This is a genomic window from Halomonas sp. KM-1 (genome assembly GCF_000246875.1).
In the GTDB taxonomy this organism is placed as follows: domain Bacteria; phylum Pseudomonadota; class Gammaproteobacteria; order Pseudomonadales; family Halomonadaceae; genus Halomonas; species Halomonas aerodenitrificans.
In genome coordinates, this window is sequence record NZ_BAEU01000141.1 from 28,907 (window position 1) to 54,718 (window position 25,812).

At 65.0% G+C, this 25,812-nt stretch carries 26 protein-coding genes and 1 other RNA gene; 6 read left to right on the plus strand and 21 right to left on the minus strand.

Annotated features, from left to right (window positions below; translation table 11 throughout):
* Window positions 1-26: 26 nt before the first annotated feature.
* The 10 genes from ftsW to rsmI all read right to left on the minus strand — a co-directional run bounded on the left by ftsW (window position 27) and on the right by rsmI (window position 11,043).
* Window positions 27-1,286, minus strand: coding sequence for a putative lipid II flippase FtsW (gene ftsW, locus B8115_RS17540; RefSeq protein WP_010629143.1), 1,260 nt, complete (start codon window positions 1,284-1,286; stop codon window positions 27-29).
* Window positions 1,276-2,655 carry a UDP-N-acetylmuramoyl-L-alanine--D-glutamate ligase gene (gene murD, locus B8115_RS17545; protein ID WP_010629144.1) on the minus strand — a complete coding sequence of 460 codons (1,380 nt, stop codon included), beginning with the start codon at window positions 2,653-2,655 and terminating at the stop codon, window positions 1,276-1,278. The genes ftsW and murD overlap by 11 nt, the downstream gene beginning before the upstream one ends.
* A gap of 37 nt (window positions 2,656-2,692) precedes the next feature.
* Window positions 2,693-3,775 (minus strand): phospho-N-acetylmuramoyl-pentapeptide-transferase, encoded by a 1,083-nt coding sequence (mraY, locus tag B8115_RS17550; protein ID WP_010629145.1) that lies wholly within the window; start codon window positions 3,773-3,775, stop codon window positions 2,693-2,695.
* A 9-nt stretch (window positions 3,776-3,784) separates the two neighbouring features.
* Window positions 3,785-5,167 (minus strand): UDP-N-acetylmuramoyl-tripeptide--D-alanyl-D-alanine ligase, encoded by a 1,383-nt coding sequence (gene murF / locus B8115_RS17555; RefSeq protein WP_010629146.1) that lies wholly within the window; start codon window positions 5,165-5,167, stop codon window positions 3,785-3,787.
* Entirely contained in the window at window positions 5,164-6,672 is a 1,509-nt protein-coding gene (locus tag B8115_RS17560; protein WP_010629147.1) for a UDP-N-acetylmuramoyl-L-alanyl-D-glutamate--2,6-diaminopimelate ligase, read from the minus strand. The genes murF and B8115_RS17560 overlap by 4 nt, the downstream gene beginning before the upstream one ends.
* A gap of 31 nt (window positions 6,673-6,703) precedes the next feature.
* Window positions 6,704-8,413: a penicillin-binding protein 2 gene (locus B8115_RS17565; RefSeq protein WP_010629148.1), complete on the minus strand. Its 1,710-nt coding sequence runs from the start codon at window positions 8,411-8,413 to the stop codon at window positions 6,704-6,706.
* Window positions 8,410-8,736, minus strand: a complete 327-nt coding sequence (gene ftsL / locus B8115_RS17570; protein ID WP_010629149.1) for a cell division protein FtsL — start codon at window positions 8,734-8,736, stop codon at window positions 8,410-8,412. The genes B8115_RS17565 and ftsL overlap by 4 nt, the downstream gene beginning before the upstream one ends.
* Before the next feature lie 11 nt (window positions 8,737-8,747).
* Entirely contained in the window at window positions 8,748-9,704 is a 957-nt protein-coding gene (rsmH, locus tag B8115_RS17575; protein ID WP_010629150.1) for a 16S rRNA (cytosine(1402)-N(4))-methyltransferase RsmH, read from the minus strand.
* A 65-nt stretch (window positions 9,705-9,769) separates the two neighbouring features.
* Window positions 9,770-10,132, minus strand: an RNA gene (gene rnpB / locus B8115_RS17580) — RNase P RNA component class A.
* A 53-nt stretch (window positions 10,133-10,185) separates the two neighbouring features.
* Window positions 10,186-11,043, minus strand: a complete 858-nt coding sequence (rsmI, locus tag B8115_RS17585; protein ID WP_026038206.1) for a 16S rRNA (cytidine(1402)-2'-O)-methyltransferase — start codon at window positions 11,041-11,043, stop codon at window positions 10,186-10,188.
* Window positions 11,044-11,146: 103 nt separating this feature from the next.
* Between rsmI and B8115_RS17590 the strand changes: the two genes are divergently transcribed.
* Genes B8115_RS17590 through B8115_RS17605 form a run of 4 tightly spaced genes read left to right on the plus strand, consistent with a single transcriptional unit; the run spans window position 11,147 to window position 14,487 of the window.
* Window positions 11,147-12,916 carry a penicillin-binding protein activator gene (locus B8115_RS17590; RefSeq protein WP_010629152.1) on the plus strand — a complete coding sequence of 590 codons (1,770 nt, stop codon included), beginning with the start codon at window positions 11,147-11,149 and terminating at the stop codon, window positions 12,914-12,916.
* A complete protein-coding gene (locus tag B8115_RS17595) occupies window positions 12,900-13,268 on the plus strand; it encodes a YraN family protein (RefSeq protein ID WP_010629153.1) in 369 nt (122 codons plus the stop codon). Before B8115_RS17590 ends, B8115_RS17595 begins: the two co-directional genes overlap by 17 nt.
* 42 nt (window positions 13,269-13,310) lie before the next feature.
* A complete protein-coding gene (locus tag B8115_RS17600) occupies window positions 13,311-13,904 on the plus strand; it encodes a phosphoheptose isomerase (RefSeq protein ID WP_010629154.1) in 594 nt (197 codons plus the stop codon).
* Window positions 13,905-13,908: 4 nt separating this feature from the next.
* Window positions 13,909-14,487: a BON domain-containing protein gene (locus B8115_RS17605; protein WP_010629155.1), complete on the plus strand. Its 579-nt coding sequence runs from the start codon at window positions 13,909-13,911 to the stop codon at window positions 14,485-14,487.
* A 105-nt stretch (window positions 14,488-14,592) separates the two neighbouring features.
* Here the strand turns inward: B8115_RS17605 and B8115_RS17610 are convergent, their stop codons facing one another.
* The 8 genes from B8115_RS17610 to zapE all read right to left on the minus strand — a co-directional run bounded on the left by B8115_RS17610 (window position 14,593) and on the right by zapE (window position 20,920).
* Window positions 14,593-15,063 carry a ClpXP protease specificity-enhancing factor gene (locus B8115_RS17610; RefSeq protein WP_010629156.1) on the minus strand — a complete coding sequence of 157 codons (471 nt, stop codon included), beginning with the start codon at window positions 15,061-15,063 and terminating at the stop codon, window positions 14,593-14,595.
* 50 nt (window positions 15,064-15,113) lie between these two features.
* The gene (gene sspA / locus B8115_RS17615; RefSeq protein ID WP_010629157.1) at window positions 15,114-15,740 is read right to left on the minus strand and encodes a stringent starvation protein SspA; all 627 of its coding nucleotides are present in this window, start codon (window positions 15,738-15,740) and stop codon (window positions 15,114-15,116) included.
* Between the two features lie 153 nt (window positions 15,741-15,893).
* A complete protein-coding gene (locus B8115_RS17620) occupies window positions 15,894-16,661 on the minus strand; it encodes a cytochrome c1 (protein WP_010629158.1) in 768 nt (255 codons plus the stop codon).
* Window positions 16,661-17,920: a cytochrome bc complex cytochrome b subunit gene (locus B8115_RS17625; protein WP_010629159.1), complete on the minus strand. Its 1,260-nt coding sequence runs from the start codon at window positions 17,918-17,920 to the stop codon at window positions 16,661-16,663. Before B8115_RS17625 ends, B8115_RS17620 begins: the two co-directional genes overlap by 1 nt.
* Window positions 17,920-18,513, minus strand: coding sequence for a ubiquinol-cytochrome c reductase iron-sulfur subunit (petA, locus tag B8115_RS17630; RefSeq protein WP_010629160.1), 594 nt, complete (start codon window positions 18,511-18,513; stop codon window positions 17,920-17,922). Before petA ends, B8115_RS17625 begins: the two co-directional genes overlap by 1 nt.
* A 217-nt stretch (window positions 18,514-18,730) precedes the next feature.
* Entirely contained in the window at window positions 18,731-19,120 is a 390-nt protein-coding gene (rpsI, locus tag B8115_RS17635) for a 30S ribosomal protein S9 (protein ID WP_010629161.1), read from the minus strand.
* A 13-nt stretch (window positions 19,121-19,133) separates the two neighbouring features.
* Complete coding sequence (gene rplM, locus B8115_RS17640) at window positions 19,134-19,562, minus strand: 50S ribosomal protein L13 (RefSeq protein WP_010629162.1); 429 nt, start codon at window positions 19,560-19,562, stop codon at window positions 19,134-19,136.
* Between the two features lie 173 nt (window positions 19,563-19,735).
* Window positions 19,736-20,920, minus strand: coding sequence for a cell division protein ZapE (zapE, locus tag B8115_RS17645; protein ID WP_010629163.1), 1,185 nt, complete (start codon window positions 20,918-20,920; stop codon window positions 19,736-19,738).
* Between the two features lie 215 nt (window positions 20,921-21,135).
* On the opposite strand from zapE, the gene B8115_RS17650 reads away from it, so the two are divergent.
* On the plus strand, window positions 21,136-21,588 hold the full coding sequence (locus B8115_RS17650) for a YhcB family protein (RefSeq protein ID WP_010629164.1): 453 nt from the start codon (window positions 21,136-21,138) through the stop codon (window positions 21,586-21,588).
* A 29-nt stretch (window positions 21,589-21,617) separates the two neighbouring features.
* On the opposite strand, the gene B8115_RS17655 is transcribed toward B8115_RS17650, so the two are convergent.
* Window positions 21,618-22,379: a Nif3-like dinuclear metal center hexameric protein gene (locus tag B8115_RS17655; protein ID WP_010629165.1), complete on the minus strand. Its 762-nt coding sequence runs from the start codon at window positions 22,377-22,379 to the stop codon at window positions 21,618-21,620.
* 98 nt (window positions 22,380-22,477) lie between these two features.
* Here B8115_RS17655 and B8115_RS17660 point away from each other — a divergent pair, with 98 nt between their 5' ends.
* Window positions 22,478-23,686 carry a Do family serine endopeptidase gene (locus B8115_RS17660; protein ID WP_010629166.1) on the plus strand — a complete coding sequence of 403 codons (1,209 nt, stop codon included), beginning with the start codon at window positions 22,478-22,480 and terminating at the stop codon, window positions 23,684-23,686.
* Window positions 23,687-23,745: 59 nt separating this feature from the next.
* Here the strand turns inward: B8115_RS17660 and hisD are convergent, their stop codons facing one another.
* Together hisD and hisG are read right to left on the minus strand one after the other, a co-directional pair.
* A complete protein-coding gene (gene hisD / locus B8115_RS17665; protein ID WP_010629167.1) occupies window positions 23,746-25,071 on the minus strand; it encodes a histidinol dehydrogenase in 1,326 nt (441 codons plus the stop codon).
* A gap of 43 nt (window positions 25,072-25,114) precedes the next feature.
* The gene (hisG, locus tag B8115_RS17670) at window positions 25,115-25,777 is read right to left on the minus strand and encodes an ATP phosphoribosyltransferase (RefSeq protein WP_010629168.1); all 663 of its coding nucleotides are present in this window, start codon (window positions 25,775-25,777) and stop codon (window positions 25,115-25,117) included.
* Window positions 25,778-25,812: the final 35 nt, after the last annotated feature.

A 25,812-nucleotide genomic window follows, 5' to 3' on the forward strand; every position in this document is an offset into this window, starting at 1 on the left:
CAGTACCCTTCGCTGCCCGACTTGCGTCACTTCATGACTCCCTGTCCATGGATCCTGGGTTCACGACGCCCGACGGCTTCCCGTGGTGCGGTCGGGCTGGCCCGCCGCAACGCCTGACGAGTATCGATGTCGACCCGCAGCAGCAGCGCCATCATGGCGGCGCTGACCAGCAGGCTGGAGCCGCCGTAACTGAGCAGCGGCAGGGTCAAGCCCTTGGTCGGCAGCATGCCGGTGCTCACGGCGATGTTGATGAAAGCCTGGGCGCCGATCACCAGGGCGATGCCATAGCTGACATAGGCGGCAAAGGCCATCCCGGCCAACTCGGCACGCCGCCCTACCGCCAGCGCCCGCCAGATCAGCAAGGCGAACAGCCCGACCACGGCAATGGCACCGAACAGCCCCAGCTCTTCGGCGATCACGGCAAAGACGAAGTCGGTGTGGGCTTCGGGCAGGTAGAACAGCTTCTGCACGCTGTTGCCGAGGCCCATGCCCAGCCAGTGGCCGCGACCGAAGGCGATCAGCGCCTGGGTGAGCTGATAACCGCTGGCGAACTGATCGGCCCAGGGGTCGGAGAAACTGGTCAGTCGCGCCAGGCGGTATGGCTCCGCAATGGCCACGTAGAAACCGAGCACGCCGACGCCGATCAGGATGAAAACGAAGCGGCCCCAGGGCGCGCCGGCCAGCAGCAGCATGCCCATCACGCAGCCGGTCATCACCACCACCGCACCGTAATCGGGCTCGAGAATCAGCAGGACGGCAATCACCCCCATCACCAGCAGCGGGCGCAGAAAGGCGCCCCAGCTACGACGGACCTCCGGCAGGAAACGCTCGAGGTAACCGGCCAGGTAGACGATCAGGCACAGCTTGGCTACCTCGGACACCTGCAAATTGAAAGGAAGCAGGGGTATCGACAGCCAGCGCCGGCTGCCGTTGACCTCACGCCCGATCAGCAGCACCAGGAACAGCAAGGCAATGCTGATCAGCAACAGCAGTGGCCCGTTGGCGCGCCACCAGGCCAGCGGGGAGCGCAGCGTCACGACGCCAACCCCGAGCGCCATGAGCACGAACAGCGCATGGCGCTGGCTGAAGTACCAGGGGTTTCCGGTGAGGCTGGCCGCCACTTCGGTCGACGCCGAGGTGACCATGACCCAACCGGTCAGGATCAAGGTCAGGGCGGCAAACAGCAGCCAGCCGTCGAACGGTTGATCGCGGGTCGATAGCCGCTGGCGCAGGCGCCGCAGCCGCGCGAACCGCACCTTGCTCGCCTGCTTCGTCTTAGTCGACATGTCCCGCCTCCTTCACGAACCGCTCGACGCCTCGGCGAAACGCCTCTCCGCGTGCCGGGTAACCGGAAAACTGATCGAGGCTGGCACAGGCTGGCGAGAGCAATACGCAGTCGCCCGGCGCGGCAATGTCCCGCGCTCTGACCATCGCCGCCGATAGATCGTCGACCCGGGTCACTGTCACGCGGCCCTGCAGCGCCGCAGCGATCCGCTCGGCATCGGCACCAAACAGAATCGCCTCACGTGCGTAGCGGGCCAGCGGCTCGGCCAGCGGCGAAAAATCCGCCCCCTTGCCCTGCCCCCCGGCCAGCAGCACGAGGCGTCCGGGCAGGGTGGGCCCCAGCCCGGCGATGGCCGCCAGGGTGGCGCCGACGTTGGTTCCCTTGGAGTCGTTGATCCAGCGCACGCCGTCCACTTCGGCCACCAGCTCGCTGCGATGAGGCAGGCCCTTGAACTGGCGCAGCACGCGACTCATGGCCTCCAGCGAAAAGCCGAGATGCGACCCCATGGCCAGCGCCGCCAGGGCATTGGCCTGGTTGTGACGCCCCGCCACTCCCAGCTCGTCGGCCGCCATCAGCGCAGTGCCACCATGCATCAGCCAGTCGCGACCGTCCAATTGGGCGATACCCCACTCGTCCGCCTGCGGCGGCTGAGTGGTAAAGCGCTCCATGGGGAGCGGGTCGAGGGGCCAGGTCATCGGGTCTTCGGCATTGACCACGGCATGACGAGCGCCGCGGAAGATGCCCAGCTTGGCTGCGCGATACCCCACCATGTCGTCGTGGCGATCCAGATGATCTTCGGAGAGATTGAGAAAAGCGGCCGTCTCGGCGCCCAGCCGGGGGGTCGTCTCGAGCTGAAAGCTCGACAGTTCCAGCACGTAGAGCTCCGCCTCGGGGGCTTCGGCCAGCAGATCCAGCGCCGGCGTGCCCAGGTTGCCGCCTACCGCCACCCGCCGACCGGCGGCCTGAGCCATCTCCCCCAGCAGCGTGGTCACGGTGGACTTGGCGTTGGAGCCGGTAATGGCGGCGATGGGGGCACTTGCGGCGCGTACGAACAGGGCGATCTCGCCCACCACCAGCGGCTCTCCCGAATCGCGCCGACGCCCCACCCACTCGGCCAGGCCCGGCGTACGCAGGTCGACGCCGGGGCTCACCACGATCTCCGCCGCTTCACTCATGTCGAGCGCCGTGAGCACTCCGCAGTGAAGCTCCACCTGGGGGTGGGCGCGACGAAAATCGTCGAGCCCCGGCGGCACTTCACGGGTATCGGCGACCATGAAAGGCACGCCCGTTCTGGCCAGGTGCCGGCAGATGGCCCGGCCGGAGATACCCAGCCCGACCACCAGCGTCACTCCCTTCGGCACCTTGCGCATTCCACTCTCCTCGCCCGACAGGATGGGCGCACTCGAATCAGCGAATCTTGAGCGTCGCCAGACCGACCAGAACCAGCACCACGGTGATGATCCAGAAGCGCACGATGACCCGCGGCTCCGGCCAGCCCTTGAGCTCATAATGGTGGTGCAACGGCGCCATGCGGAAGATGCGACGCCCGGTCAGCTTGTAAGAGCCCACCTGGAGGATCACCGAGATGGTCTCGAGCACGAAGATGCCGCCCATGATGAACAGCACGATCTCCTGGCGCACGATGACCGCCACCACGCCGAGAGCCGCACCCAGTGCCAGCGCCCCGACATCGCCCATGAACACCTGGGCCGGATAGGTGTTGAACCACAGAAAGCCCAGCCCGGCGCCGGCAATGGTGGCGCAGAAGACAGCCAGCTCGCCGGCACCGGCAATGCTCGGGATCTGCAGATAGTTGGCGAATACCGCGTTGCCGCTGGCGTAGGCGAAGATCGCCAGGCCCATGGCCACCATGACGGTGGGCATGATGGCCAGGCCATCCAGGCCGTCGGTGAGGTTGACGGCGTTGGAGCTGCCCACGATCACCAGATAGGTGAGCACGATGTAGAAAACGCCCAGCGGGATGACGATGTCCTTGAACAGCGGCACGATGAGGCTGGTTTCCACCGCACTGGTGGCGGTCAGATAGAGCACCAGTGCCGTTGCCAGGCCGATCACCGACTGCCAGAAATACTTCCAGCGCGCCGGCAGCCCGCGGGGGTTCTTCTCCACCACCTTGCGATAGTCGTCGACCCAGCCGATTGCACCGAAGCCCAACGTCACCACCAGCACGATCCACACGAAGCGGTTGGTGAGATCGGCCCACAGCAGGGTACTGACGGCGATCGCCATCAGGATCATGGCCCCGCCCATGGTCGGCGTGCCCGCCTTGGACAGATGCGACTGAGGGCCGTCGTCGCGCACTGCCTGACCGATCTGGCGCTCTACCAATCGCCGAATCATCCACGGCCCCAGCCACAGGCAAAGCAGAAGAGCCGTCATGGTGCCCAGGATCATGCGCAGGGTCAGATAATTGAAAACATTGAAGGCGCTCTGGTACTGCGCCAGAAAATCAGCCAGAAAAAGCAGCATGTGTTGCGTTCACCTTGATGCGTCAGCTCGTAGCGCCGCCACGACCCGTTCCATGCCAGCGCTGCGCGATCCCTTGATCAGAACGCTGGCACCGGTGGGCAGATGGTCCAGGACATGACGCGTCAGCGCCTCGTGGTCATTGAAATGAATTCCGCCGTCGCCGAAAGCCTGGCTTGCGGCCTGTGCCAGCTCGCCGCAGGTCATCAGCACGTCGATCCCCAGTTTGCGTGCGTAGTGGCCGACCTCTGCATGCAGCCGGTCCGAATCCCTCCCCAGTTCTCCCATGGCGCCAAGCAGGCACCACCTGGGGCCGGGCAGCTCGGTCAGCAGCGCCAGCGCCGCCTTGACCGCTCCCGGGTTGGCGTTATAGCTGTCGTCCAACAGACGGCTCTGCCGTATACCGCCCAGCGGGCTCAGGCGCCCCGGCATCGGTATGCAAGCCGCTAGCCCTGCCAGCACCTGCTCGCTGTCGACACCCAGCGCCAGCGCACCCGCCGCTGCCGCCAGCGCATTGGCGACGCTGTGCCGTCCCAACAGGGCAAGCTGCACCCGGCCCAGCCTGCGTCCGTCCATGACAAGCGTGAAAGCATAGCGCCCCAGAGCGTCGCAGGCCAGCTCGTCGGCCCGCACTCGGCTGTCTTCGGCGAATCCGAAATCCAGCACTTCACGCGGTGCGGCAAGTTGTGCCCAGAAAGGGTAATAGACATCGTCGCGGTTGAGCACCGCCACGCCATCGGCGCCGAGCCCGGCCAATATCTCGCCCTTGGCCTGGGCGATCTGGCCCATGCCGCCGAACTCGCCGACATGCGCTCCGGTGACATTGGTGATGATGGCCACCTGTGGCTCGGCGAGACTGGTGGTCCAGGCGATCTCGCCAAGGTGGTTGGCGCCCAGCTCTACCACCGCCCGACGATGCGCGTCGGTCAACCCCAGCAGAGTCAATGGTGCGCCGATATCGTTGTTGAGATTGCCTCGTGTGGCCAGGGTCATGCCGCCCAGACCAAGCAGTTGGGCCAGCAGCTCCTTGACGCTGGTCTTGCCGCTGTTTCCCGTTACCGCCACCAGCGGGCCGCCCCAGGCCCGACGCCGGGCACGCCCGAGCAGACCGAGCGCCAAGCGTGTATCGGGCACCACCAGCTGAGGCAGCGGGTCCGCGACGGGCCGCTCGACCAGAGCTGCCGCAGCGCCGGCTTCGCGGGCCTGGGCAATGAAGTCGTGGGCATCGAAGCGCTCGCCGCGCAGTGCCACGAACAGGCTACCCGGCGACAGGCTGCGCGTATCGCTGACGATATCGCCCAGTGCAACATCTCCCAGTGCAACGTCACCCTGGGGCGCATTCACACCCAGCGCGGCGGCCACCTCGGCAAGCGTCTTGAGACCTGATCCGCTCATTGTCCTGCCTCGCGCCTGGCCAATGCCGACTCGGTCTCGGCGACATCACTGAAGGGATGACGCACGCCGGCGACCTCCTGATAGGTTTCGTGGCCTTTGCCGGCGATCAGTACCACATCGCTGGCGTCGGCCTGTGCGATGGTGCGGGCAATGGCTTCGCTACGCCCCGCCACGACCTCGCTACGCTGGCTGGCCTCGGCCGACACGCCGGCAAATATCTGCTGACGTATCTCGGCGGGGTCTTCACTGCGGGGGTTGTCGTCGGTGATCACCAGCCGGTCGGCATGACGCTCCGCCGCCGCTCCCATCAGCGGGCGCTTGCCGCTGTCGCGATCACCGCCGCAGCCGAACAGACACCACAACTTACCGTTGCCGGGCAGATGCTGGCGCAGCGCGCCCAGCGCATTCTCCAGCGCTCCGGGAGTATGGGCGTAGTCGACGATCACGGTCGGCATGCCATCGCTGCCAAAGCGCTGCATGCGTCCGGGTACGGGCGTCAGCCCGGATGCCGCGGCGAACAGCGCTTCCAGGCTTTCCCCGAGACCATAGAGCGTGGCAATGGCAAGCAGCACGTTGTCGAGATTGAACCGCCCCATCAGCGGCAGCTCGAGGCTATGCTCCCCCTCCGGCGTCGCCACCAGCGCCAGCTGGCCGGACGTGCTTGGCTTCCAGTCGACGACGCGCAGCGTCGCCGCCGGATCGTCGCCGACGGCCAGCACGCGCACCCCGCCCTTGAGACCCGCCAGCATCAGACCGGAAAGGGAGTCGTCGGCATTGACCACCGCCAACTCCAGCTCGGAGCGACGAAACAGGCGTGCCTTGGCCGCCGCATAGGCGGCCATGCTGCCGTGATAATCCAGGTGATCACGAGTGAGATTGGTGAACACCGCGGCCATGACCCGACAGCCCTCGAGGCGGTCCTGCTCAAGCGCATGGGAAGACACCTCCATGGCCACCCGCCCGATACCGCCTGCGGCCATCTCACCGAGAGCCGCCTGCAGCATCAGCGGCCCCGGCGTCGTCAGCCCGGTATCCGTGAGCTGCCCGGGACGCCCGACGCCCAGCGTGCCGATGAGCCCGGCCGCCCGACCAAGGGCCGCACTCAGTTCGGCCAGATAGTGAGTCACGGAGCTCTTGCCATTGGTCCCGGTAACACCGATCAGCTCCAGCGTCTCCGGCACTTCGTACAGCCACTGCCCCAGCTCGCCCAGGCGCTGGCGCAGAAACGGCAGTCCCAGCACCGGCTGCCCTTCGGCCGAGTCAGGGAGCGATTCGCCCGGTTCGAGATGGTAGAGCACCTGCACGGCGCCCGCCTGCAGCGCCTGGCCCAGATACCTACGGCCGTCTCCGCTCACACCGGGCACGGCCACGAAGACATCGCCCGGTTCGACCAGACGGCTGTCGAGCACCAGACGCAACGCAGCATCGCCGGTCGACTCCGGCATCGTCAGATTGGGCCAGCAGCGGCGCAGAGCCAACTGTAGACGGGAAGCACTCACCTGCATCGACGCACCTCTGTCGTAGGAAAGGCAGCTGTCATTGTGTTCGTTGATCCGGCGGCACGTCGAGCAGGCGCAGAGCGCTGCCCGTGACACGCGAGAAGACCGGCGCCGCCACGGCACCGCCGAAGAAATCTCCAGCCCGGGGGTGGTCGATCATGACGACAGTGACGATGCGCGGATCGGACACCGGGGCAACGCCGGCAAACAGGCTGCGATAGGCGTTCTCTTCATAGCCTGTCACCGAGGTCTTGCGTACCGTACCGGTCTTGCCCGCCACGCGATAGCCCGGCACCGCCGCCCGCCGCCCGCCGGTGGTCGGCTGCACGGACTGCTCCATGATGCGCAGCAGCTCGTGGGCCACCTGAGGATCGATGGCCGGCTCTCCCATCGGTGCCTCGTTCAGCTTGAGCAGCGAAGGCGGCATGCGCACCCCGCCGTTGGCCAGGGCGGTATAGGCGCTGGCCAGCTGCAAGGCGGAGACCGATAGGCCATAACCGTACGAGAGCGCTGCCCACTGGCTGCGTGACCAGCGAACAGGCGCCGGCATATGGCCTACGGCCTCGCCGGGAAAGCCGGTATCGGTGCTCTGACCAAAGCCCAGCCGACGGTAGAGGTCGGGCACCAGCGGATCGTCCAGTTGCAGCACCAGCTTCGACATGCCGATGTTCGACGACTTTTCGAGAATGCCGGCCAGATCCAATCTGCCGTAGTTGCGTATGTCGCGAATGGTGAAGCGGTCGATGCGCATCCACCCCGGCGAGGTATCGACCACGATGTCGCTGTCGAAGCGTCCGCTCTCCATGATGGCCGCCATGGCCAGAGGCTTCACCACCGAGCCGGGTTCGAAGACGTCGACAATGGCCTGGTTGCGCAATCCCCGCGGGTCCAGCCCGGCACGGTTGTTGGGGTTGTAGGAGGGCTGATTGGCCATGGCCAGCACTTCGCCGGTGCGAGCATCCATCATCACGACCACACCGCCATCGGCATCGTGCTCGGCCACGGCTGCCTTGAGCTCGCGATAGGCCATGTACTGCAGCCGTTGATCGATGGCAAGGGTCAGCTCACCTCCCGGCTGGGCCTCGCGCAGAACAGCCAGATCCCGCACCAGGCGGCCACGGCGGTCCTTGATCACCCTGCGCTGCCCGGGGGTGCCGGCCAGGTAGGGCTGATAGGCAAGCTCAACCCCCTCCTGGCCCATATCGTCCACGTTGGTCACACCCAGCAACTGGGCAATCACTTCGCCGGCGGGATAATAGCGCTTGTATTCATGCTGGGCATAGACGCCGGGAACGCGCAGATCCAGGACCCGCTGTGCGGCAACCGGGGTGAGCTGGCGACGCAGGTACATGAACTCCCGCGCCGCGAAACGTTCCAGCCTGGCATCCAGATCGTCGGGTGGCATGCCCAGCGCCTGGGAGAGCATCAGCCGCTGGATACGGTCCTCGGGGACCTCCTGGGGATTGGCCCACAGCGTCACCACCGGAGTGGAGATGGCCAGCGGCTCGCCGTTGCGATCGGTAATCATGCCGCGGTGTGCGGTGAGCGACTCGGTGCGCAGAATCCGCGCATCGCCCTGCCCCTGCAGGAACGGTCGGTCGAAGACGTGCAGGGTCACGATACGTCCGGCCAGCAGCAACAGGCCGATGAACACCACTCCCAGCACGACGCCGTACCGCAGCCCACCCATGGGCGCCATGGGCGGGCGCCGACGCGGTGTCACTCCATTGCGCACATCCGTACTCATGGCCGGATGACCTCGACTTCGTTGACATGGGGAAGCCGCATCTCGAGCCGCTCGACAGCCAGACGCTCGATGCGCGCCGGCGACGACCAGGCACTCTCCTCCAACAGCAGTTGTCCCCACTCCGTCTGCAACTGGTCGCGCTCGCGCTCGAGCTGCTGCAGACGCGCGTACTGGGCGCGTGTCTGATGGCTGGTATTGACCACCGCCATGGCGGTGATCAGGCACGCCAGGACCAGGCCGATGACCAGCAGCAGCCGCCAACTGGGGCGCCTGTTCGCTGGCCAGGCGGCTCGCAGCATGCGTGGTGACAGGCGTCCTTGCATCATGCCGCTCCTCAGGCCAGCTTGCGTGCAGCGCGCATCACAGCGCTGCGCGCGCGCGGATTGGCGTCGACTTCAGCCGCCGACGGGCGCTGCGCCTTGCCCAGCATCTCCAACCGCCTGCGCAGCTGGTCCTCCCGTACCGGCACGCCCCGCGGCAGGTCGCTGTCGCCACGCACGTGTTCGCGGATGAAGCGCTTGACCCGCCGATCCTCCAGCGAATGGAAACTGATCACCACCAGATGACCACCGGGAGCCAGCGCCTCCAGCGCCCCAGCCAGGGCGGCATCCAACTGTTCGAGCTCGGCGTTGATGTGAATACGCAGCGCCTGAAAGGCCCGCGTGGCAGGATGCTTGCCTTTCTCCCAGGCAGGGTGGGCCGTCTTGAGCACCTCGGCCAGATCGCCGGTGCGCAGAAAGGGCTTTTCGAGACGCCGCGTCACGACGGCTCGGGCCAGACGTTTGGCGAACCGCTCCTCGCCGTAGCTCTTGAACACCTGCGCGATATCGGCTTCGCTGGCCCGCGCCAGCCAGTCGGCGGCACTCTCGCCACGGGTCGGGTCCATGCGCATGTCGAGGGGGCCGTCACGCAGGAAGCTGAAGCCCCGTTCGGGGTCGTCCAACTGCGGCGAGGAGACGCCAACGTCCAGCAGCACGCCATTCAGCTTGCCGAAGAGGTCGTGGCGGCGTGCGATCTCGGCCAGATTGGCGAACTCGCCCTGCTCGATGGCGAAGCGCGAATCCGTCAGCGTGTGCGCCTCGGCAATGGCCTGGGGGTCGCGGTCGATGGCCAGCAGGCGGCCCTCTGGACTCAAGCGCTCGAGGATGGCTCGGGAGTGGCCGCCGCGCCCGAAGGTGCCATCCAGATAGACACCCTCGGGATCGTGCACGAGAGCATCCACGGCCCCATCCAGTAGCACGCTGGCATGACGAAAGCCATGACGGCTCGGTTCAGCTGCGGATGGCGGCATGCGCTTTCCTGATGTCTCGGACTCGTAGGGACGCATCCGGTAGCCCGGATGCGCTAGCTGTGAATCGGGGGAGTCGGCCGATAAGCCGGGTTCTGTCGTGGACAGTCATTCATCTAGGAGCCGCGTCACCGCGACCCTCCAGCAACCTACCCGAACCCGACGCGGGCCACGTCATAGGGTTCCTATTTGGTCTTGCTCCGGGTGGGGTTTACCATGCCACGCACTGTTACCAGGCGCGCGGTGCGCTCTTACCGCACCCTTTCACCCTTGCCGGCCTCCCGAAGGAGACGTAGGCGGTCTGCTCTCTGCTGCACTTTCCGTCGGCTCGCGCCGCCCAGGCGTTACCTGGCACCCTGCCCTGTGGAGCCCGGACTTTCCTCCCCCGCACCAACCAGGGCCGATGCGGCGGCGACCGTCTGGCCGACTCCGAGCGCAAGAATACCAGCGTGCCGGTGGCCTCTCAATGTCTTTCCGCCCCGTATCAACGGGCTTCCTTCAGCGCCTGGGCCTGGCCATACCAGGTTTTCTTCGCCCCGCCCAACAGCCTTGCCGCTACGGCCGCAGCCTGTTTCACCCCCACGCCCTCGTCCAGCAACGCTGCAAGCAGAGTCTGCGCCTCCACGCTTGCCGCATCGGCGCTCTCTCTCGGCTCGGCCCCCGCCACCATGACCACGAACTCGCCCCGCGCCTGATCCGGGTCGGCCTCCATCCGGGCCAGCAGTGTCTCGGCGTCGCCTTCCAGAAAGGTTTCGAAGGACTTAGTCAGCTCCCGTGCCAGGACCAGCCGGCGCGCACCGAGCTCGGCGGCAATGTCGGTCAGCGTGTCGCGAATCCGGTGCGGCGACTCGTAGAAGACCAGCGTCTCCTCCCGCGTCGCCAGGTCCTTCAGGCGCTGGCGACGAGCCCCGCCCTTGGCCGGCAGGAACCCCTGGAACAGGAAGCGGTCGGTTGGCAAGCCGGACGCACACAACGCCGCCACCAGCGCACAGGCGCCGGGAACCGGCACGATGCGACGCCCCCGCGTCCGCAACTCGCGCACCAGCACAAAACCCGGATCGCTGATCAGCGGCGTTCCCGCGTCGCTCACCAGAGCGATACTTTCACCGCCCAGGAGGCGCTGGTCGATCTGCTCGACCCGGGCCGCCTCGTTGTGCTCATGCAGCGAGAGCATGGCCACCGACAATCCCAGGTGACGCAACAGCCGCGACGTATGACGGGTATCCTCGGCGGCAACCAGCGCCACCTCGCCCAGTATCCTCGCCGCCCTGGGGCTCAGGTCCTCCAGATTCCCAATCGGCGTGGCGACCACGTACAATGTACCAAGATGTATATCTGACATGGCGACTCCTCAGGGGGATTTTTCGGCCTTGGCCCGTGCGAGATGAAGGGTCGACTCCCGAGGCAGACGAACGCCGCTCCGAGCCCGAGACAAGGAAGGATTCATGCTAAAGATGCCCCGCGGCCTGCTGGCCACCGCGCTCCTCGCCCTCCTGGTGGCTGGCTGCGCTCCTCCCGGCATCGTCGAGCGAGCTCCCGTCGACGACCCCGAGCAGCTCCTGCGGCAGGCACAGCAGCAGGCACCCGAAGAGGCCGCGCGCAGCCGACTCGAAGCGGCCGACATCCTAGCACGCCAGGGGCAGCGCACCCAGGCACTGCAGATCTCCAGCGAGATCGACGACAGCCAGTTGCCCGCCGAATACCGGCTGCAGTGGGCCATGCTGCTGTCGGAGCTTGGCAACGAGCTCAACGAGCCCTGGGCGGTGATCCAGGCCGGGCAACTGCTCGACGAGATCGACTTCCCCCGCGATGCCGGCCTGATCCTGCGCGAGCGTCTGGGGCTGGCGCTTGGCCAGGTCGACGAACATCGCGCCGCCGCCGACATGCTGATGTACGTTCAGGCCCGCACCGAGCGTGAAGTACTCAACGATCCCATCTGGAACTCGCTCTCCCGGCTCGACGCCAGCGAACTGGCCAGCCTGCGCGAAGGCGCCGACGAACTGACCCTGGGCTGGCTGAGTCTTGCCAGCCTGGTGCGTGAAAGCGATGGCGACATCGAGCGCCTGCTGTCGAATCTGGAAACCTGGCGCGAGCGCAATGCCCGACACCCGGCAGCCCGCGACGTGCCCTCGGAGCTGCTCGCCCTGCGCGAACTGCGCGGCCGGGAAGTTCGCCACATTGCCGTCTTCCTTCCCGAATCGGGCCCGCTGAGCAGCGTCGCCGAGTCGATCCGCGCCGGCATGCGCATGCACCACATGCACAGCTCGGAGCGCAACGGCGGCCTGCGCCTCTCGTTCATCGACGCCAGTCACGGCAACCTCGATGCTCTCTACGCCGAAGCGCGCGACATCGGTGCCCAGGTGGTCATCGGCCCTCTCGACAAGGATGAGGTCACCGAACTCGAGAATCGCGACCGCGTACCGCTGCCGACACTGGCGCTCAATTACGGCCACGGCGACATGAACCAGGCGCAAGGCCTGTTTCAGTACGGATTGTCGGCAGAGGACGAAGCGCGCCAGGTAGCCCGTCGCGCCCGTGAGGACGGCCACCGTCGCGCTGCCATGATGGTACCCGACAACGAGTGGGGCACCCGGGTCGGCCGCGCCTTCCAGCAGGAGTGGAGCCGACTCGACGGCATCGTCACCAACGCCGTCACCTACGACCCCCGCGGCTCCGCCACCGAAAGCACTCGTCGGGCACTTTCCGGCGGCCGTCCGGACATGCTGTTCCTGCTGGCCTTGCCCAGCTACGCCCGCCAGGTTCCGCCGAATCTCGACTATATCGACGCCGCCAACCTGCCCATCTACGCCACCTCGCACCTGTACGAGGGGCGCCCGCAGCCGCTGCTCGACCACGACCTCGATGACGTCTTCTTCGTCGACATTCCCTGGCAGATCCCCGATGCAGCGGTCGGCGGCGTCGAGGCGCTACCTTACCTGGCCAGCTTCCAGGATCTGCGCGAAGACTCCGACCCCTCCACCTTCCGCCTGATGGCAATGGGCGTCGATGCCTATGAGCTGGCACGCAGGCTGCCCCAGTTCCAGTTGCTGCCAGAGAGCGAGCTGTTCGGCGCTACCGGCTTGCTGCTGCCAGGGCGTGACGGTCGCATCGAGCGCCGGCTGCCATGGGCACGCTTCGAGCGTGGCGTACCGCGCCCGATCCTGAGCTTCGAACTACTCGACGGCGACCTTCTCGACAATGGCCAGCTCAACTGATGCCCGGGCCCGCGGCGCTCGTGTCGAGCGCCTGGGTGCCGAATGGCTTGCGGGCAGAGGGCTCAAGCTCATCGCCAGCAACCAGCAGTTCAAGGGCGGTGAGCTCGATCTGGTGATGAGCGACGGCGAGACACTGGTCTTCGTGGAGGTGCGTCATCGCGCCGACACCCGCCACGGCCATCCTCTCGAGACCGTCACCCGGGCCAAGCAGCGCAGGCTGGTCCATGCCGCGCGTTTTTATCTGGCCCGCAACCGGCTATCATGTCCCTGCCGTTTCGACGTGCTGGCAGTGACCGGCACCCCGCCCTTGCTTGATTTCGAATGGGTGCAGGGCGCTTTCGAAGCGTTCTGACCACCAGCTCGTACCATGTCCCGCGACCAGGACTTTGACAGAATGGACTATCAGCAACGCATACTCGGCCACTTCAACGCCAGCATCGATACCAAGACCTATGCCAGCGAGGTGCTACCTCCCTTCATCGAGGTAGCCAGCCAGATGATGGTTCAATGCCTGGTCAACGAAGGCAAGATCCTAGCCTGCGGCAATGGCGGCAGCGCCGGCGACAGCCAGCACTTCTCCTCCGAGCTGCTCAACCGCTTCGAGCGTGAGCGGCCCAGCCTGCCGGCCCTGGCATTGACTACCGATACTTCGACGCTGACCTCCATCGCCAACGACTACAGCTACAGCGAAGTCTTCTCCAAGCAGGTGAGAGCCTTGGGGCAGCCCGGCGACATCCTGCTCGCCATCTCCACCAGCGGCAACTCGGGTAACGTCATCCAGGCCATACAGGCCGCCCACGACCGCGACATGGCCGTCGTCGCCCTCACCGGTCGCGACGGCGGCGACATGGCTTCCCTGCTGGGGCAGGACGACTGCGAAATCCGCGTTCCTGCCACTTCAACGGCACGCATCCAGGAAGTTCATCTCTTGGTGATACACTGCCTGTGCGACCTCATCGATGAACAACTCTTCGGTACCAGCGAGTAATCCCATGACCTCGACAAGACTGATCGCCACCCTTCTGACCGCACTGGCCATTACCCTTGCCGGTTGCACCACCGTCACCGGCGTCGCCAACCCCGGCACCATCGACGAGAACTACGGCAAGCGCACCCTGGGCGCCCAGGTGGAAGACGAGAGCATCGAGACCAAGATCGCTCATAACCTGCGCCGCACCGATGCACGGCTCGGCGATGCGCGCATCAACGTCGACAGCTACAACGGCATCGTACTGCTCACCGGCCAGGTGCCCAGCGAAGAGCTGAAACAGCGCGCCAGCGAAGTGGCCCTCGAGGTCCGCAACGTGCGCGACGTGCACAACGAGCTGTCGGTGTCTGCCAACCTGCCGGCAAGCCAGCGTCTGTCCGATACCTGGATCAATACCCGTATCCGCACCACCCTGGCCGCCGATCAGAGCATCGACACCAGCCGACTGCGCTTCGTGACCGAGAACGCCACGGTCTACATCATGGGCATCGTCAGAAGAGCCGAATCAGACCGCATCGTCAACGCCGTTGCCGATGTCGGCGGCATCCAGCGCATCGTCAAGGTCTTCGACTACCTCGATTGATACCACACGCTGCTCGCATCGAAACGCAGAACGGCAGGCCCATGGCCTGCCGTTCTGCGTTTCTGCTCATTCGCGTCACATCGACGTGTGACGCATGTCACGCAATCACTTGATCACGCGCAGCGACGGACGCTTGCGAGAAGGCTTCTTGCCTGCAGGACCGGACTCAGAGGTGGAGCCTTCGCCCTCCCTTTCGGGTGTGTCGATGCTGCTGAGCTCGGGCTTGGCGTCGGTGGCCGACTCCTCCCCCTGCGGCATCGGCATGGCGGGCTCGTGACCGAAGACCATCCCCACGCCATTCTCCTTGGCGTAGATCGCCACCAGCGCCGGCATCGGCACCACCACTTGCATTGGCTGCCCGCCAAAGCGTGCATGAAAGCGGATGGCATCGTTCTCGATGTGCAGGTCACGTACGGCGGTCGGCCCGACATTCAGCACGATCTGACCGTTCTGCACGAACTGGCGAGGTACGCTGACGCCCGGCTGCTCGGCATCCACCACGATGTAGGGCGTTTGCTCATTGTCCAGAAGCCACTCATAGAGCCCTCTGGCAAGATAGGGACGGCTCGACAACATGGGTTCTGCCCTCCTCCATTGTGGCGGCGTCGGCCAGGCCGACGCCTGGTTCAGGTGCGCATTTCGCGCTCGTTCTCGCTCAATGACGATACGAAGGAGTCACGCTCGAACAGGCGTTCCATGTAGGTCACGAGCGGCTTCACCTGCTTTTCCGGCAGCTCGATACCAAGCACGGGGAGACGCCAGAGGATCGGTGCAATACAGCAGTCCACCAGCGAGAACTCCTCGCTCATGAAGAACGGAACGTCCTCGAAGATCGGCGAAATGCCGACCAGGCTTTCGCGCAGCTCCTTGCGCGCCTTTTCCACGTCCTTCTTGGCGCCGCTCTCGATCTGTTCGACGAGCGGGCACCATTCACGCTCGATGCGATGCATCCAGAGACGACTTTGTGCCCGCGCGACGGGATAGACCGGCAGCAACGGCGGATGAGGAAAGCGCTCGTCAAGGTACTCCATCATGACCTTGGATTCGTAGAGCACCAGATCGCGATCGACCAGGGTCGGCACGCTATTGTAGGGATTCATGTCGGCGAGCTCCTCGGGGCGCTGATCGCCGCTAACCTCGAGAATATCGACCGCCACGCCCTTCTCGGCGAGCACAATGCGCACGCGATGACTGAAGTGGTCATCGCTTCCCGAATAGAAGATCATCGATGACCGCTTGGCCACTACACCCATGTAACAATCCTCGCATCAATTCGAACCCGCATGATAGCACGACACCCCGAGCTCGGGGGCGTGCCATGCAATGCGGACTCAGAAGAACACACAGGGGGCGCATGACCCGATAGCCATACGCCCCCTGCGGCACAACCTGCCGATTCAATCGAATCAGTGAATGTCGCGCCAATACTCACGCTTGAGCAGGTACGCCAGCACACCGAAGATGAAGATGAAGATCAGCACCTTCGGACCCAGCACCTGCGCCTGCAGCTTGGAGGGCTCGCCCACGTAAGCCAGGAAGTTGGTCAGGTCGTAGACCGCCTCTCTGAACTCGTCCGGCTCCATGCTGCCGGGGCGAGTCACCTGGAGCACGTCGCAGGACTGATACTTGCCGGTCAGCGGATCGAGCTCGGCGCCTTCGATGGGACGATCGGTCTGAGCGCAGACCTTCTCCTGAACGCCCTGCAGCGGCTCGAGCACGTTGGGCATGGCCACCATGTCGAAGACCTCGTTGTTGACCCCGTTGGGACGGTCAGGGTCGCGATAGAAGGTCAGCAGGTAGGAGTAGATCCAGTCGGCTCCACGCAGACGGCCGTGCAGCGTCAGATCAGGCGCTGCCGCACCGAACCAGCTGTCGCCGTCACCGCGGGTCATGGCCGTGAGCATCTGGTCGTTGTAGGCCAGATCGGCAGAGAAGATCAGATTCTCTTCGACCAGGTCCTGAGGCATGCCGAAGTCTTCGGCGGCACGCGCGAAGCGCTGATGCTCCAGAGAGTGACAGCCCATGCAGTAGTTGACGTAGAGCTGCATGCCACGCTGCAGTGACGCCTCGTTACGCAGGTCCGGCGTCATCGAATACGGCACGTCGGGCATCGGCGCCGCCATGGCAGCGAAGGGCACCAGCGCGAAGAGCAGTGCGAACAGTTGCTTTTTCATTAGCCAGTCACCCTCTCCGGAACGGGTTTGGTCTTCTCCATCCTGGTGTAGAACGGCATCAGCAGGAAGAAGGCGAAGTAGATCACCGTGCACAACTGCGCCACGATGGTACGCAGCTGCGTGGCCGGCAGCGCGCCGAGAACGCCCAGGACCACGAAGCTGATGGCGAACAGCGCCAGCGCGATGCGCGACAGCCAGCCCTTGTAGCGCATGGAGTTCACCGGGCTGCGATCGAGCCACGGCAGGACGAACAGCACGGCGATGGCGCCACCCATGAAGACCACACCGAGGAACTCGGCCTGCAGAGGCCCAATGTCGAAGGTGATGGCTCGCAGAATCGCGTAGAAGGGCGTGAAGTACCACACCGGCGCGATATGGTCTGGCGTCACCATCGGGTTGGCCGGCTCGAAGTTCGGCCGCTCGAGGAAGTAACCGCCACCCTCGGGGAAGTAGAAGATCACCGCCGCGAAGACGAACAGGAACACGGCCACGCCGAACACGTCCTTGACGGTGTAGTACGGATGGAACGGAATACCGTCCAGCGGCTTGCCGCTCTCGTCCTTCTTGGCCTTGATGTCGATGCCGTCGGGGTTGTTCGAACCCACCTCGTGCAGGGCGATCAGGTGCAGCACCACCAATGCCAGAATCACGATGGGCAACGCCACCACGTGCAGGGCGAAGAAGCGGTTGAGCGTGATACCGGAGATGAGATAATCGCCACGAATCCACTGGGCCAGGTCGGGACCGACGAAGGGAATGGTGGCAAACAGCGAGATGATGACCTGAGCCCCCCAGTAGGACATCTGACCCCAGGGCAGCAGGTAACCCATGAAGGCTTCCGCCATCAGCAGCAGATAGATGGCCATGCCGAAGATCCACACCAGCTCGCGCGGCGCCTTGTAGGATCCGTACAGCAGGGCGCGGAACATGTGCAGGTAGATCACCACGAAGAAGGCCGAAGCCCCGGTGGAGTGCATGTAGCGGATCAGCCAGCCATACTCCACGTCGCGCATGATGTACTCGACGGAAGCGAAGGCCCCCTCACCGGAAGGGTTGTAGCTCATGGTGAGCCAGACACCGGTGAGAATCTGGTTGACCAGCACCAGCAGTGCCAGCGAACCGAAGAAGTACCAGAAGTTGAAATTCCTGGGCGCGTAATATTGACTCAGATGATCTTGCCACATTTGCGTGGCGGGAAAGCGATCGTCCACCCAGCGCATGAAGCCGCTTTCCGCCTTGACCCGATTCGGATTACCCATCACGCAGTCTCCTGATCTTCGCCGATGATAATGATATCGTCGGTTTCAAAGCGGTATGGCGGCACCTCGAGATTGGCCGGCGCCGGCACGTTGCGGAATACCCGGCCCGCGAGGTCGAAGTAGGAGCCGTGGCAGGGGCAGAAGTAACCGCCCGGCCAGGCTGTCATGTCGACATCGTCCGGACTGGGGCGGAAAAGCGGCGAGCAGCCCAGATGGGTACAGATGCCGATCAATACGGAAATCTCGGGCCTGATGGAGCGCAGCGGCCCTGATACGTACGCAGGCTGCTGCTGCACTTGAGAATCGGGGTCGGCCAGGCGTGCAGGATCGAAGTTCTCGGTGCGCTCGATCATGTCGGGGGTGCGCATGACGATCCATACCGGACGTCCACGCCACTCCACGGTCATGCGCTGCCCAGGCTCGAGCTTGGAAATGTCCGCTTGAACCGGCGCACCGGCCGCCCTTGCCCTGGCACTCGGCTGCCAGGAAGCCACAAAGGGAACCGCCACTCCCACGGCACCCACCGCCCCTACGACGGTGGTGGCACCCAGGAGCAGTCGGCGCCGCCCTTTGTTCACGCCGTTGTCTGCCATCTTCTGGTTTCTCCCATCAGCTTACCCGTTGATACCGCACGGATTGAATTCCGCTACCACGGATACTAAAAATCCGATACATATTAAGGAATCGGGCCGCTTCGCACAAGACGAAGCGGCCCTGACCAAGGTGGAATTCTTTTTGCAATCTCTTGAATTAAAAAATAAAAAAACCCGGGCATTGGCCCGGGCTTTTTCGCCAGCGACTGAGTAAAAATCAGCGCTTGGAGAACTGCGGACGACGGCGCGCCTTGCGCAGGCCGACCTTCTTACGCTCCACCTGGCGAGCGTCACGAGTGACGTAGCCGGCGGCACGCAGGGCCGGACGGAAGTCCTCGTTGTACTCCATCAGTGCGCGAGTGATGCCGTGACGAATGGCGCCGGCCTGAGCAGAACCGCCGCCACCCTTGACGGTGACGAAGACATCGAACTGACCGGTGGTCTCGGTCAGCTCGAGGGGCTGACGCACCACCATGCGGCCGGTAACGCGACCGAAATACTGATCCAGCTCACGATCGTTGACGGTGATCTTGCCGGTGCCCGGCTTGAGGAAAACACGGGCTGTGGAAGTCTTGCGGCGCCCGGTACCGTAATACTGCTGTGCCATGGTGATGATCCCCTCAGATGTTCAGTTCTTGCGGCTGCTGGGCGGCGTGCGGGTGCTCGGCGCCGGCGTAGACCTTGAGCTTGGTGTACATGGCGCGCCCCAGCGGACCCTTCGGCAGCATGCCCTTGACGGCAGACTCGATCACGCGCTCGGGAGCGTGCGCAATCATCTTCTCGAAGTTCATGGAGCGCAGGCCACCCGGGTAACCGGTGTGACGGTAATAAGTCTTGGCCTTGGCCTTGTTGCCGGTGACCTTCACCTTCTCGGCGTTGATCACGACGATATAGTCGCCGGTATCCACATGAGGGGTGAACTCGGGCTTGTGCTTGCCGCGCAGGCGACGAGCGATTTCGGTAGCCAGACGGCCGAGCGTCTTGTCCGCCGCGTCGACGACATACCAGTCGCGCTGCACGGACTGCGGCTTAGCAGTGAACGTTTTCATGGAGAAATCACCACAAAATCAAACAAGTGTATTGGACCCAGCGCAACGAAGTGCGGTCAGGATCATCCCTATTTTTCTTGGTTGTCGCCTCGTCAGGAAGCGACAACGGTCGAGGAGCGCGTATTCTACATGAACTGCGCCCCCTGTTTAAAGCACTATCGCCACCATGGAGCTCACGGCTTGTGCGCCAGGGCCAGGTATTCGTGGGACTGCATCTCCTGCAGCCGCGACAGGGTACGCTGGAACTCGAATTCCAGGCGTCCATTGGCATACAGTGCCTCGGCGGGCACCTCGGCCGACATCAGCAGCTTGACCCCACGGTCGTAGAACTCGTCCACCATGTTGATGAAGCGTCGTGCCTGGTCGTCGGTGGCCGCACTCATGCGCGTCACGTTGGAAACCAGCACGGTATGAAATTCGCGAGCCAGCTCGATGTAGTCGTTCTGGCTGCGCGGCCCGTCGCACAGCTCACGGAACTCGAACCAGACCACATCCTCATGCAGCCGGCGGGCGTGCAGAATACGATGATTGACTTCGATCGGCACGTCGGTTTCGCCGGCATGCCCGGCAACCTCACAAAAGCTGCGAGCGAGCTCACTCTCTGCCGCCTCGTCCAGGGGCGCATGGAAAATCTCGGCGCGCTTCAGGGCGCGCAGACGGTAATCGATGCCCGAGTCGACGTTGACCACCCGGCAGTGCCGCTTGATCAGGTCGATGGCCGGCAGGAAGCGTGCGCGCTGCAACCCATCCTTGTACAGCTCGTCGGGCACGATGTTGGACGTCGCCACCAGCACCACACCGCGCTCGAACAGCGCCTCGAGCAGATTGGCCAGAATCATGGCGTCGGTGATGTCTTTGACGAAGAACTCGTCGAAGCAGATCACCCTGGCCTCGGCGGCGAACTTGCCGGCAATCAGGGTCAGCGGATTCTTCTCCCCCTTGTAGTGCTCGAGCTCGTTGTGCACCCGCTGCATGAAACGGTGAAAGTGGGTGCGCATCTTGTCGGGAAACGGCAGGGAGGCATGAAAGGTATCGACGAGATAGGTCTTGCCGCGCCCGACCCCACCCCAGAAGTAGAGCCCCTGGATGGCCGGCAGCGCCGGCTGTGGCGACACCTTGTCGCGCTTGCCGAACAGGCCGGCCATCTTGGACTTCAGCCCGCGACCGGTGGTCACCGAGAGCGGCTCGGTCCTGGGCGAAGCCACCAGCTGGTCGTAGAGCCGCTGCAGATGCTCTACCGCCTGCTCCTGGGCCGGGTCGAAGTGGAAGTCATCGCGCTCGAGGTCGGCCCGGTAACGCGCCAGCGGCGTGCCGGCAGCAGCCGAGCGGTTCTCCGTTTGGGGCACGGTCGCGCACATGGAAGTTTCCTTGGTGATCTCTGCTCATGGCGTTTCAGGCAACGCATTATACGCATCGCCGCCAGCGTGCGAAGCAAAAACGCCCGCTCGCGGCAGACCGATGATCGTTGACCCGCCAACAGCCAACGCTTCTATAATGGGCCAGCCAGACAAGTCTCGTGCGCCGAACCGGTCAGACCTCTGGCAGCGGCGTGTATCAGCATCAGGAGAATTTCGTGGATTACGGCAATGTGAACTGGATCGTGGCTATCGTCAGCCTGCTGGCCGGCCTCGGCATCGGCGCCTTTGGCTATCGCATGCTCGCCACCTCATCGACCCAGCTGCAGGAGCTACGACGCCAGCTGGCCGAACGTGAGCGCGAGCTGGGCGTGGTGCGGGAGGGCCTGGACGAGCACTTCAGCCAGGTGAGCATGATGGTGAGCAACATCCAGCGCGAGATGCGCACCCTCGAGCATCGCCTGACCGAAGATGCCAGCACGCTGAACTGCGAGCCGGTGAAGAGCCGGCAGCTCAAGGCTGCCGACCAGCCGGCCCTGACCGGCGCAGAGAGCGACGAGATACCGGCCCCCCGCGACTATGCCGACGGCTCCGGCGGCACCCTGTCGGAAGATTTCGGCCTGAAATCCAACCAGGACAAGAGCGAGCTGCCTCAGCCGCCCCGCTACTGACCGCCGCCACCGGGGTTAGCGTTATCCCGTCAGGCGGGGTTGTCGATATCGACGAAGCGATGCTCGACCCCGAACTCCCGAGCGATCCAGCCTCCCAGTGCCTGGACGCCATAGCGCTCGGTGGCGTGATGGCCAGCTGCCAGATAGTGGATCCCGAGTTCACGCGCGAGATGCGTTGTGCGCTCGGAGATCTCGCCGGAGACGAAGGCATCGGCCCCGGCTTCCCAGGCCTGGGTGATCATGTCCTGCGCCCCGCCGGTGCACCAGGCCACACGCCGAATCGCATGCCCACCGGGCGCCTCGATGAGCAGCGGCTCGCGCCCCAACCGCTCTCCGACTTGGCGCGCCAGCGCAGCCGGCGTCGCGGCTTGCGGCAAGCCGCCAAGCCACACCAACCCCTGCCCCAGCTCACCGTCGGCGCAGCCGTCCACCTGAAAGCCGAGCAGCCGGCCGAGCTCGGCGTTGTTGCCGAGCTCCGCATGGGCATCGAGTGGCAGGTGGTAGGCCAGAAGGTTGATGTCATTGAGCAGCAGCGTGCGGATGCGCTGCTGCTTGATACCGGTGATCGGCACCGGCTCGTTCTTCCAGAAATAGCCGTGATGCACCAGCAGCAGATCGGCACCCCACGCCACCGCCTCGTCGAGCAGCGCCTGACAGGCCGTGACGCCACTCATTACACGCCGCACCTCTTCACGCCCCGCCACCTGGAGTCCGTTGACGGTGTAATCCTTGAAGGCGGCCGCAGCGAGCAAGGTATCGCAGGCCCGCACCAGGTCGTTACGCAAAATCATCGTGCCTCCCGGACAGCGCTTCGAAGTCGATGTTACAATTACGTCATTGTAACGACTGAGCGGGGTACCATCGACCACCGCCGACCAGGAAACGCCGCATGCGACGTTCTCTCATAGCCTACGCCCTACCCGTTCTCATCGGTGTGCTGCTGGCCATCGTGCTGCTGAATACCTTTCCCCAGCTACTCCAAGGCCCCTCGGCACCGCAAACGCCTGCCCAGCCAAGCCAACCCGCGGCAGTACAACCGCAGACACGCCCGGCCCCCGAGCTGCAGCAAGCCGCCCCGCTTTCGCGCCAGCAGGGCCCGGTGAGCTATTCAGAGGCCGTGGAGAAGGCGGCCCCGGCCGTGGTCAACATCTACTCTACGCGGGTGGTGGCGCGCGAGGAGCATCCGCTGATGTCGGACCCGTTCTTCCGTCAGTTCTTCGGCGACGACCTGCCCACCCAACAGCGCCTGCTGTCGAGCCTCGGTTCGGGCGTCATCGTCAGCGAGGATGGCTATGTGCTGACCAACCATCATGTCATCGACGGCGCCGACGAGATTCAGGTGGCTCTGCGCGACGGCAGGGAAACCCTGGCGGAGGTAATCGGCACCGACCCCGAGAGCGACCTGGCCGTGTTGCGTATCGAGCTGGACAACCTGCCGGTGATCGAGATCTCCGATACCAACGACGTGGCGGTGGGCGACATCGCCATGGCTATCGGCAATCCCTTCGGCGTGGGCCAGACGGTGACCATGGGCATCATCAGTGCCACGGGGCGCAGCCACCTCGGCCTGAGCGCCTACGAGGACTTCATCCAGACCGATGCCGCCATCAACCCGGGCAACTCGGGCGGCGCACTGGTCAATGCCGAAGGCGCGCTGGTCGGTATCAATACCGCCATCTTCTCGCGCACGGGCGGCTCCCAAGGGGTCGGCTTCGCCATCCCCATGCGGCTGGCCAGCACCATCCTGGACGATCTGGTGACACAGGGGCGGGTCATCCGCGGCTGGCTGGGCGTCGAAGCCCAGGAAATGACACAGGACCTGGCCGCCTCCTTCGGCCTGGTGGCGCCGCGCGGCGTGGTCATCTCCGGCGTCGTTCCCGAGGGGCCCGCGGCGGAGGCCGGCCTGCGGCCCGGCGACGTCCTGCTCGAGGTCGATGGACGCCCCATCCTCGATGCACGTGCCGCCATGAGCGATATCGCCGCCATACAGCCAGGCGCGACCCTGCCGCTGACACTGGTGCGCAGCGGCGAGACCTTCACCGTGGATCTGGAGGTGGGCGAGCGCCCGCTCCCGCCGAGCCGGCGCCCCGAGCGCTGAGGGGTCGTGGCTGATGCGATGCCCCAGCGCCCTTGGACTGGGACGCGCCAGGCTCCTTGCTAGCGACCCTTGATGCGATACTCGGCAGAGCGTGCATGGGCCGTCAGCGACTCACCCCGCGCCAGCACCGACGCCACGCGACCCAGCGTCGACGCCCCCGCCTCCGAGCAGTGAATGATCGAAGAGCGCTTCTGGAAATCGTAGACTCCCAGCGGCGAGGAGAAGCGCGCCGTACCGGAGGTCGGCAGCACGTGGTTGGGGCCGGCGCAGTAGTCGCCCAGCGCCTCGGCCGTGTAGCGCCCCATGAAGATGGCACCGGCGTGGCGCACCTGCGGCAGCATTGCCTCGGGGTCGGCCAGGGAGAGCTCCAGGTGCTCCGGGGCGATGCGATTGATCAGTTGCACGGCCTCGTCGCGGTCACGACAGTGAATCAACGCACCACGCCGCGCCAGCGACTCGCGCACGATCGCCTCACGCTCCAGGGTCGGCAGCAAGCGCGCGATGGCCGCCTCGACCTGATCCAGATGGGACGCGTCCCAGCTCACCAGCAGCGCCTGGGCGTCCTCGTCATGCTCGGCCTGGGAGAACAGGTCCATGGCCAACCAGTCGGGATCGGTGCCACCGTCGGAGACGACCAGGATCTCCGACGGCCCGGCGATCATGTCGATACCCACCTGGCCGAACACCGCCCGCTTGGCGGTAGCCACGTAGATGTTGCCCGGCCCCACGATCTTGTCGACCCGCGGCACGCTCTCGGTGCCATAGGCCAGCGCCGCCACCGCCTGGGCGCCGCCGATGGTGAAGACGTGGTCCACGCCGGCGAGGTGGGCCGCCGCCAGCACCAGCTCATTGAGCACGCCGTCGGGGGTCGGCACCACCATGACGATTTCCCGCACTCCCGCCACATGAGCCGGGATGGCATTCATCAACACAGAGGAGGGATAGGCTGCCTTGCCGCCGGGCACGTAGATGCCAGCCCGGTCGAGGGGCATCACCTGCTGGCCCAGCACGCTGCCGTCAGCCTCGGTGTAGGACCATGATTCAGGCTTCTGACGCTCGTGATAGAGGCGAATGCGTTCGGCAGCCTGGGCCAGGGCGTCACGCTGCTGCTCGGGCAGACCGCGATAGGCCTGCTCCAGCCTGTCGGCCCCCAGGGTAAGCTCGGCCATGCTGCCCACCGACAGACGATCGAAGCGCTGGGTGTACTCCACCAATGCCGCATCGCCACGCTCCTTCACCGCAGCGATGATCTCTGCCACCCGCCCCTGAACCTCGGCATCGGACACGCCCTCCCAGGCCAGCAGCGCGTCGAGACGGGCATCGAAGTCGCCGTCGCGGGTGGAAAGGCGGGCCAGGTCGACGGATCCTGCCAGGGTTTCGCTCATGTTCGCATTCGCCTCCTAGAAGAGATGTGGTCTTGTTCGCGGCTCAGCCGGCGGGAAGCTCTGCCGCCGGACGGCGCCGCTCCACCGCCTGGGAGAGGCGCGCAAGCAACGGCTTGAGGCGTTCGTGCTTCATGGTCATGGCGGCCTTGTTGACGACCAGCCGCGTGCTGATCGGCGCGATCAGCTCCCGTGGCGACATGCCGTTGGCGCGCAGGGTATTGCCGGTATCGACGATGTCGACGATCTCGTCGGCCAGATTCATCAGCGGTGCCAGCTCCATCGCCCCGTAGAGCTTGATGACCTCCGCCTGGATGCCCTGCTCGGCGTAGTAGCGGCGCGCCACGTTGACGAACTTGGTCGCCACCCGCCGGCGCGCGCGCGCCGGCTTGGCGCCGTCGATGCCGGCGGTCATCAGCTTGCACTTGGCGATTTCCAGATCGAGCGGCTCATATAGCCCTTCGGCACCGTGCTCGAGCAGCACGTCCTTGCCCGCCACGCCGAGATCGGCGGCCCCCATCTGAACGTAGGTCGGCACGTCGGTGGCGCGAATGATCACCAGCTTGACGTCGTCGAGGTTGGTGTCGAACAGCAGCTTGCGGCTCTTGCTCAGGTCCTCGGCCGGCACGATGCCGGCATCCGCCAGCAGCGGCAGGGTCTCGTCGAGAATACGGCCCTTCGACAGGGCCAGGATCAGTTGCTTGCTCATGCTCTCGCCTATGGTCAACGCTGGTCGAATCGCCT

Excerpts from the sequence above, each read along its gene's own strand:
- ftsW (WP_010629143.1), bottom strand. The coding sequence starts at position 1,286 with ATGTCGACTAAGACGAAGCAGGCGAGCAAGGTGCGGTTCGCGCGGCTG.
- murD (WP_010629144.1), bottom strand. The coding sequence starts at position 2,655 with ATGCGCAAGGTGCCGAAGGGAGTGACGCTGGTGGTCGGGCTGGGTATC.
- mraY (WP_010629145.1), bottom strand. The coding sequence starts at position 3,775 with ATGCTGCTTTTTCTGGCTGATTTTCTGGCGCAGTACCAGAGCGCCTTC.
- murF (WP_010629146.1), bottom strand. The coding sequence starts at position 5,167 with ATGAGCGGATCAGGTCTCAAGACGCTTGCCGAGGTGGCCGCCGCGCTG.
- B8115_RS17560 (WP_010629147.1), bottom strand. The coding sequence starts at position 6,672 with ATGCAGGTGAGTGCTTCCCGTCTACAGTTGGCTCTGCGCCGCTGCTGG.
- B8115_RS17565 (WP_010629148.1), bottom strand. The coding sequence starts at position 8,413 with ATGAGTACGGATGTGCGCAATGGAGTGACACCGCGTCGGCGCCCGCCC.
- ftsL (WP_010629149.1), bottom strand. The coding sequence starts at position 8,736 with ATGCAAGGACGCCTGTCACCACGCATGCTGCGAGCCGCCTGGCCAGCG.
- rsmH (WP_010629150.1), bottom strand. The coding sequence starts at position 9,704 with ATGCCGCCATCCGCAGCTGAACCGAGCCGTCATGGCTTTCGTCATGCC.
- rsmI (WP_026038206.1), bottom strand. The coding sequence starts at position 11,043 with ATGTCAGATATACATCTTGGTACATTGTACGTGGTCGCCACGCCGATT.
- B8115_RS17590 (WP_010629152.1), top strand. The coding sequence starts at position 11,147 with ATGCTAAAGATGCCCCGCGGCCTGCTGGCCACCGCGCTCCTCGCCCTC.
- B8115_RS17595 (WP_010629153.1), top strand. The coding sequence starts at position 12,900 with ATGGCCAGCTCAACTGATGCCCGGGCCCGCGGCGCTCGTGTCGAGCGC.
- B8115_RS17600 (WP_010629154.1), top strand. The coding sequence starts at position 13,311 with ATGGACTATCAGCAACGCATACTCGGCCACTTCAACGCCAGCATCGAT.
- B8115_RS17605 (WP_010629155.1), top strand. The coding sequence starts at position 13,909 with ATGACCTCGACAAGACTGATCGCCACCCTTCTGACCGCACTGGCCATT.
- B8115_RS17610 (WP_010629156.1), bottom strand. The coding sequence starts at position 15,063 with ATGTTGTCGAGCCGTCCCTATCTTGCCAGAGGGCTCTATGAGTGGCTT.
- sspA (WP_010629157.1), bottom strand. The coding sequence starts at position 15,740 with ATGGGTGTAGTGGCCAAGCGGTCATCGATGATCTTCTATTCGGGAAGC.
- B8115_RS17620 (WP_010629158.1), bottom strand. The coding sequence starts at position 16,661 with ATGAAAAAGCAACTGTTCGCACTGCTCTTCGCGCTGGTGCCCTTCGCT.
- B8115_RS17625 (WP_010629159.1), bottom strand. The coding sequence starts at position 17,920 with ATGGGTAATCCGAATCGGGTCAAGGCGGAAAGCGGCTTCATGCGCTGG.
- petA (WP_010629160.1), bottom strand. The coding sequence starts at position 18,513 with ATGGCAGACAACGGCGTGAACAAAGGGCGGCGCCGACTGCTCCTGGGT.
- rpsI (WP_010629161.1), bottom strand. The coding sequence starts at position 19,120 with ATGGCACAGCAGTATTACGGTACCGGGCGCCGCAAGACTTCCACAGCC.
- rplM (WP_010629162.1), bottom strand. The coding sequence starts at position 19,562 with ATGAAAACGTTCACTGCTAAGCCGCAGTCCGTGCAGCGCGACTGGTAT.
- zapE (WP_010629163.1), bottom strand. The coding sequence starts at position 20,920 with ATGTGCGCGACCGTGCCCCAAACGGAGAACCGCTCGGCTGCTGCCGGC.
- B8115_RS17655 (WP_010629165.1), bottom strand. The coding sequence starts at position 22,379 with ATGATTTTGCGTAACGACCTGGTGCGGGCCTGCGATACCTTGCTCGCT.
- B8115_RS17660 (WP_010629166.1), top strand. The coding sequence starts at position 22,478 with ATGCGACGTTCTCTCATAGCCTACGCCCTACCCGTTCTCATCGGTGTG.
- hisD (WP_010629167.1), bottom strand. The coding sequence starts at position 25,071 with ATGAGCGAAACCCTGGCAGGATCCGTCGACCTGGCCCGCCTTTCCACC.
- hisG (WP_010629168.1), bottom strand. The coding sequence starts at position 25,777 with ATGAGCAAGCAACTGATCCTGGCCCTGTCGAAGGGCCGTATTCTCGAC.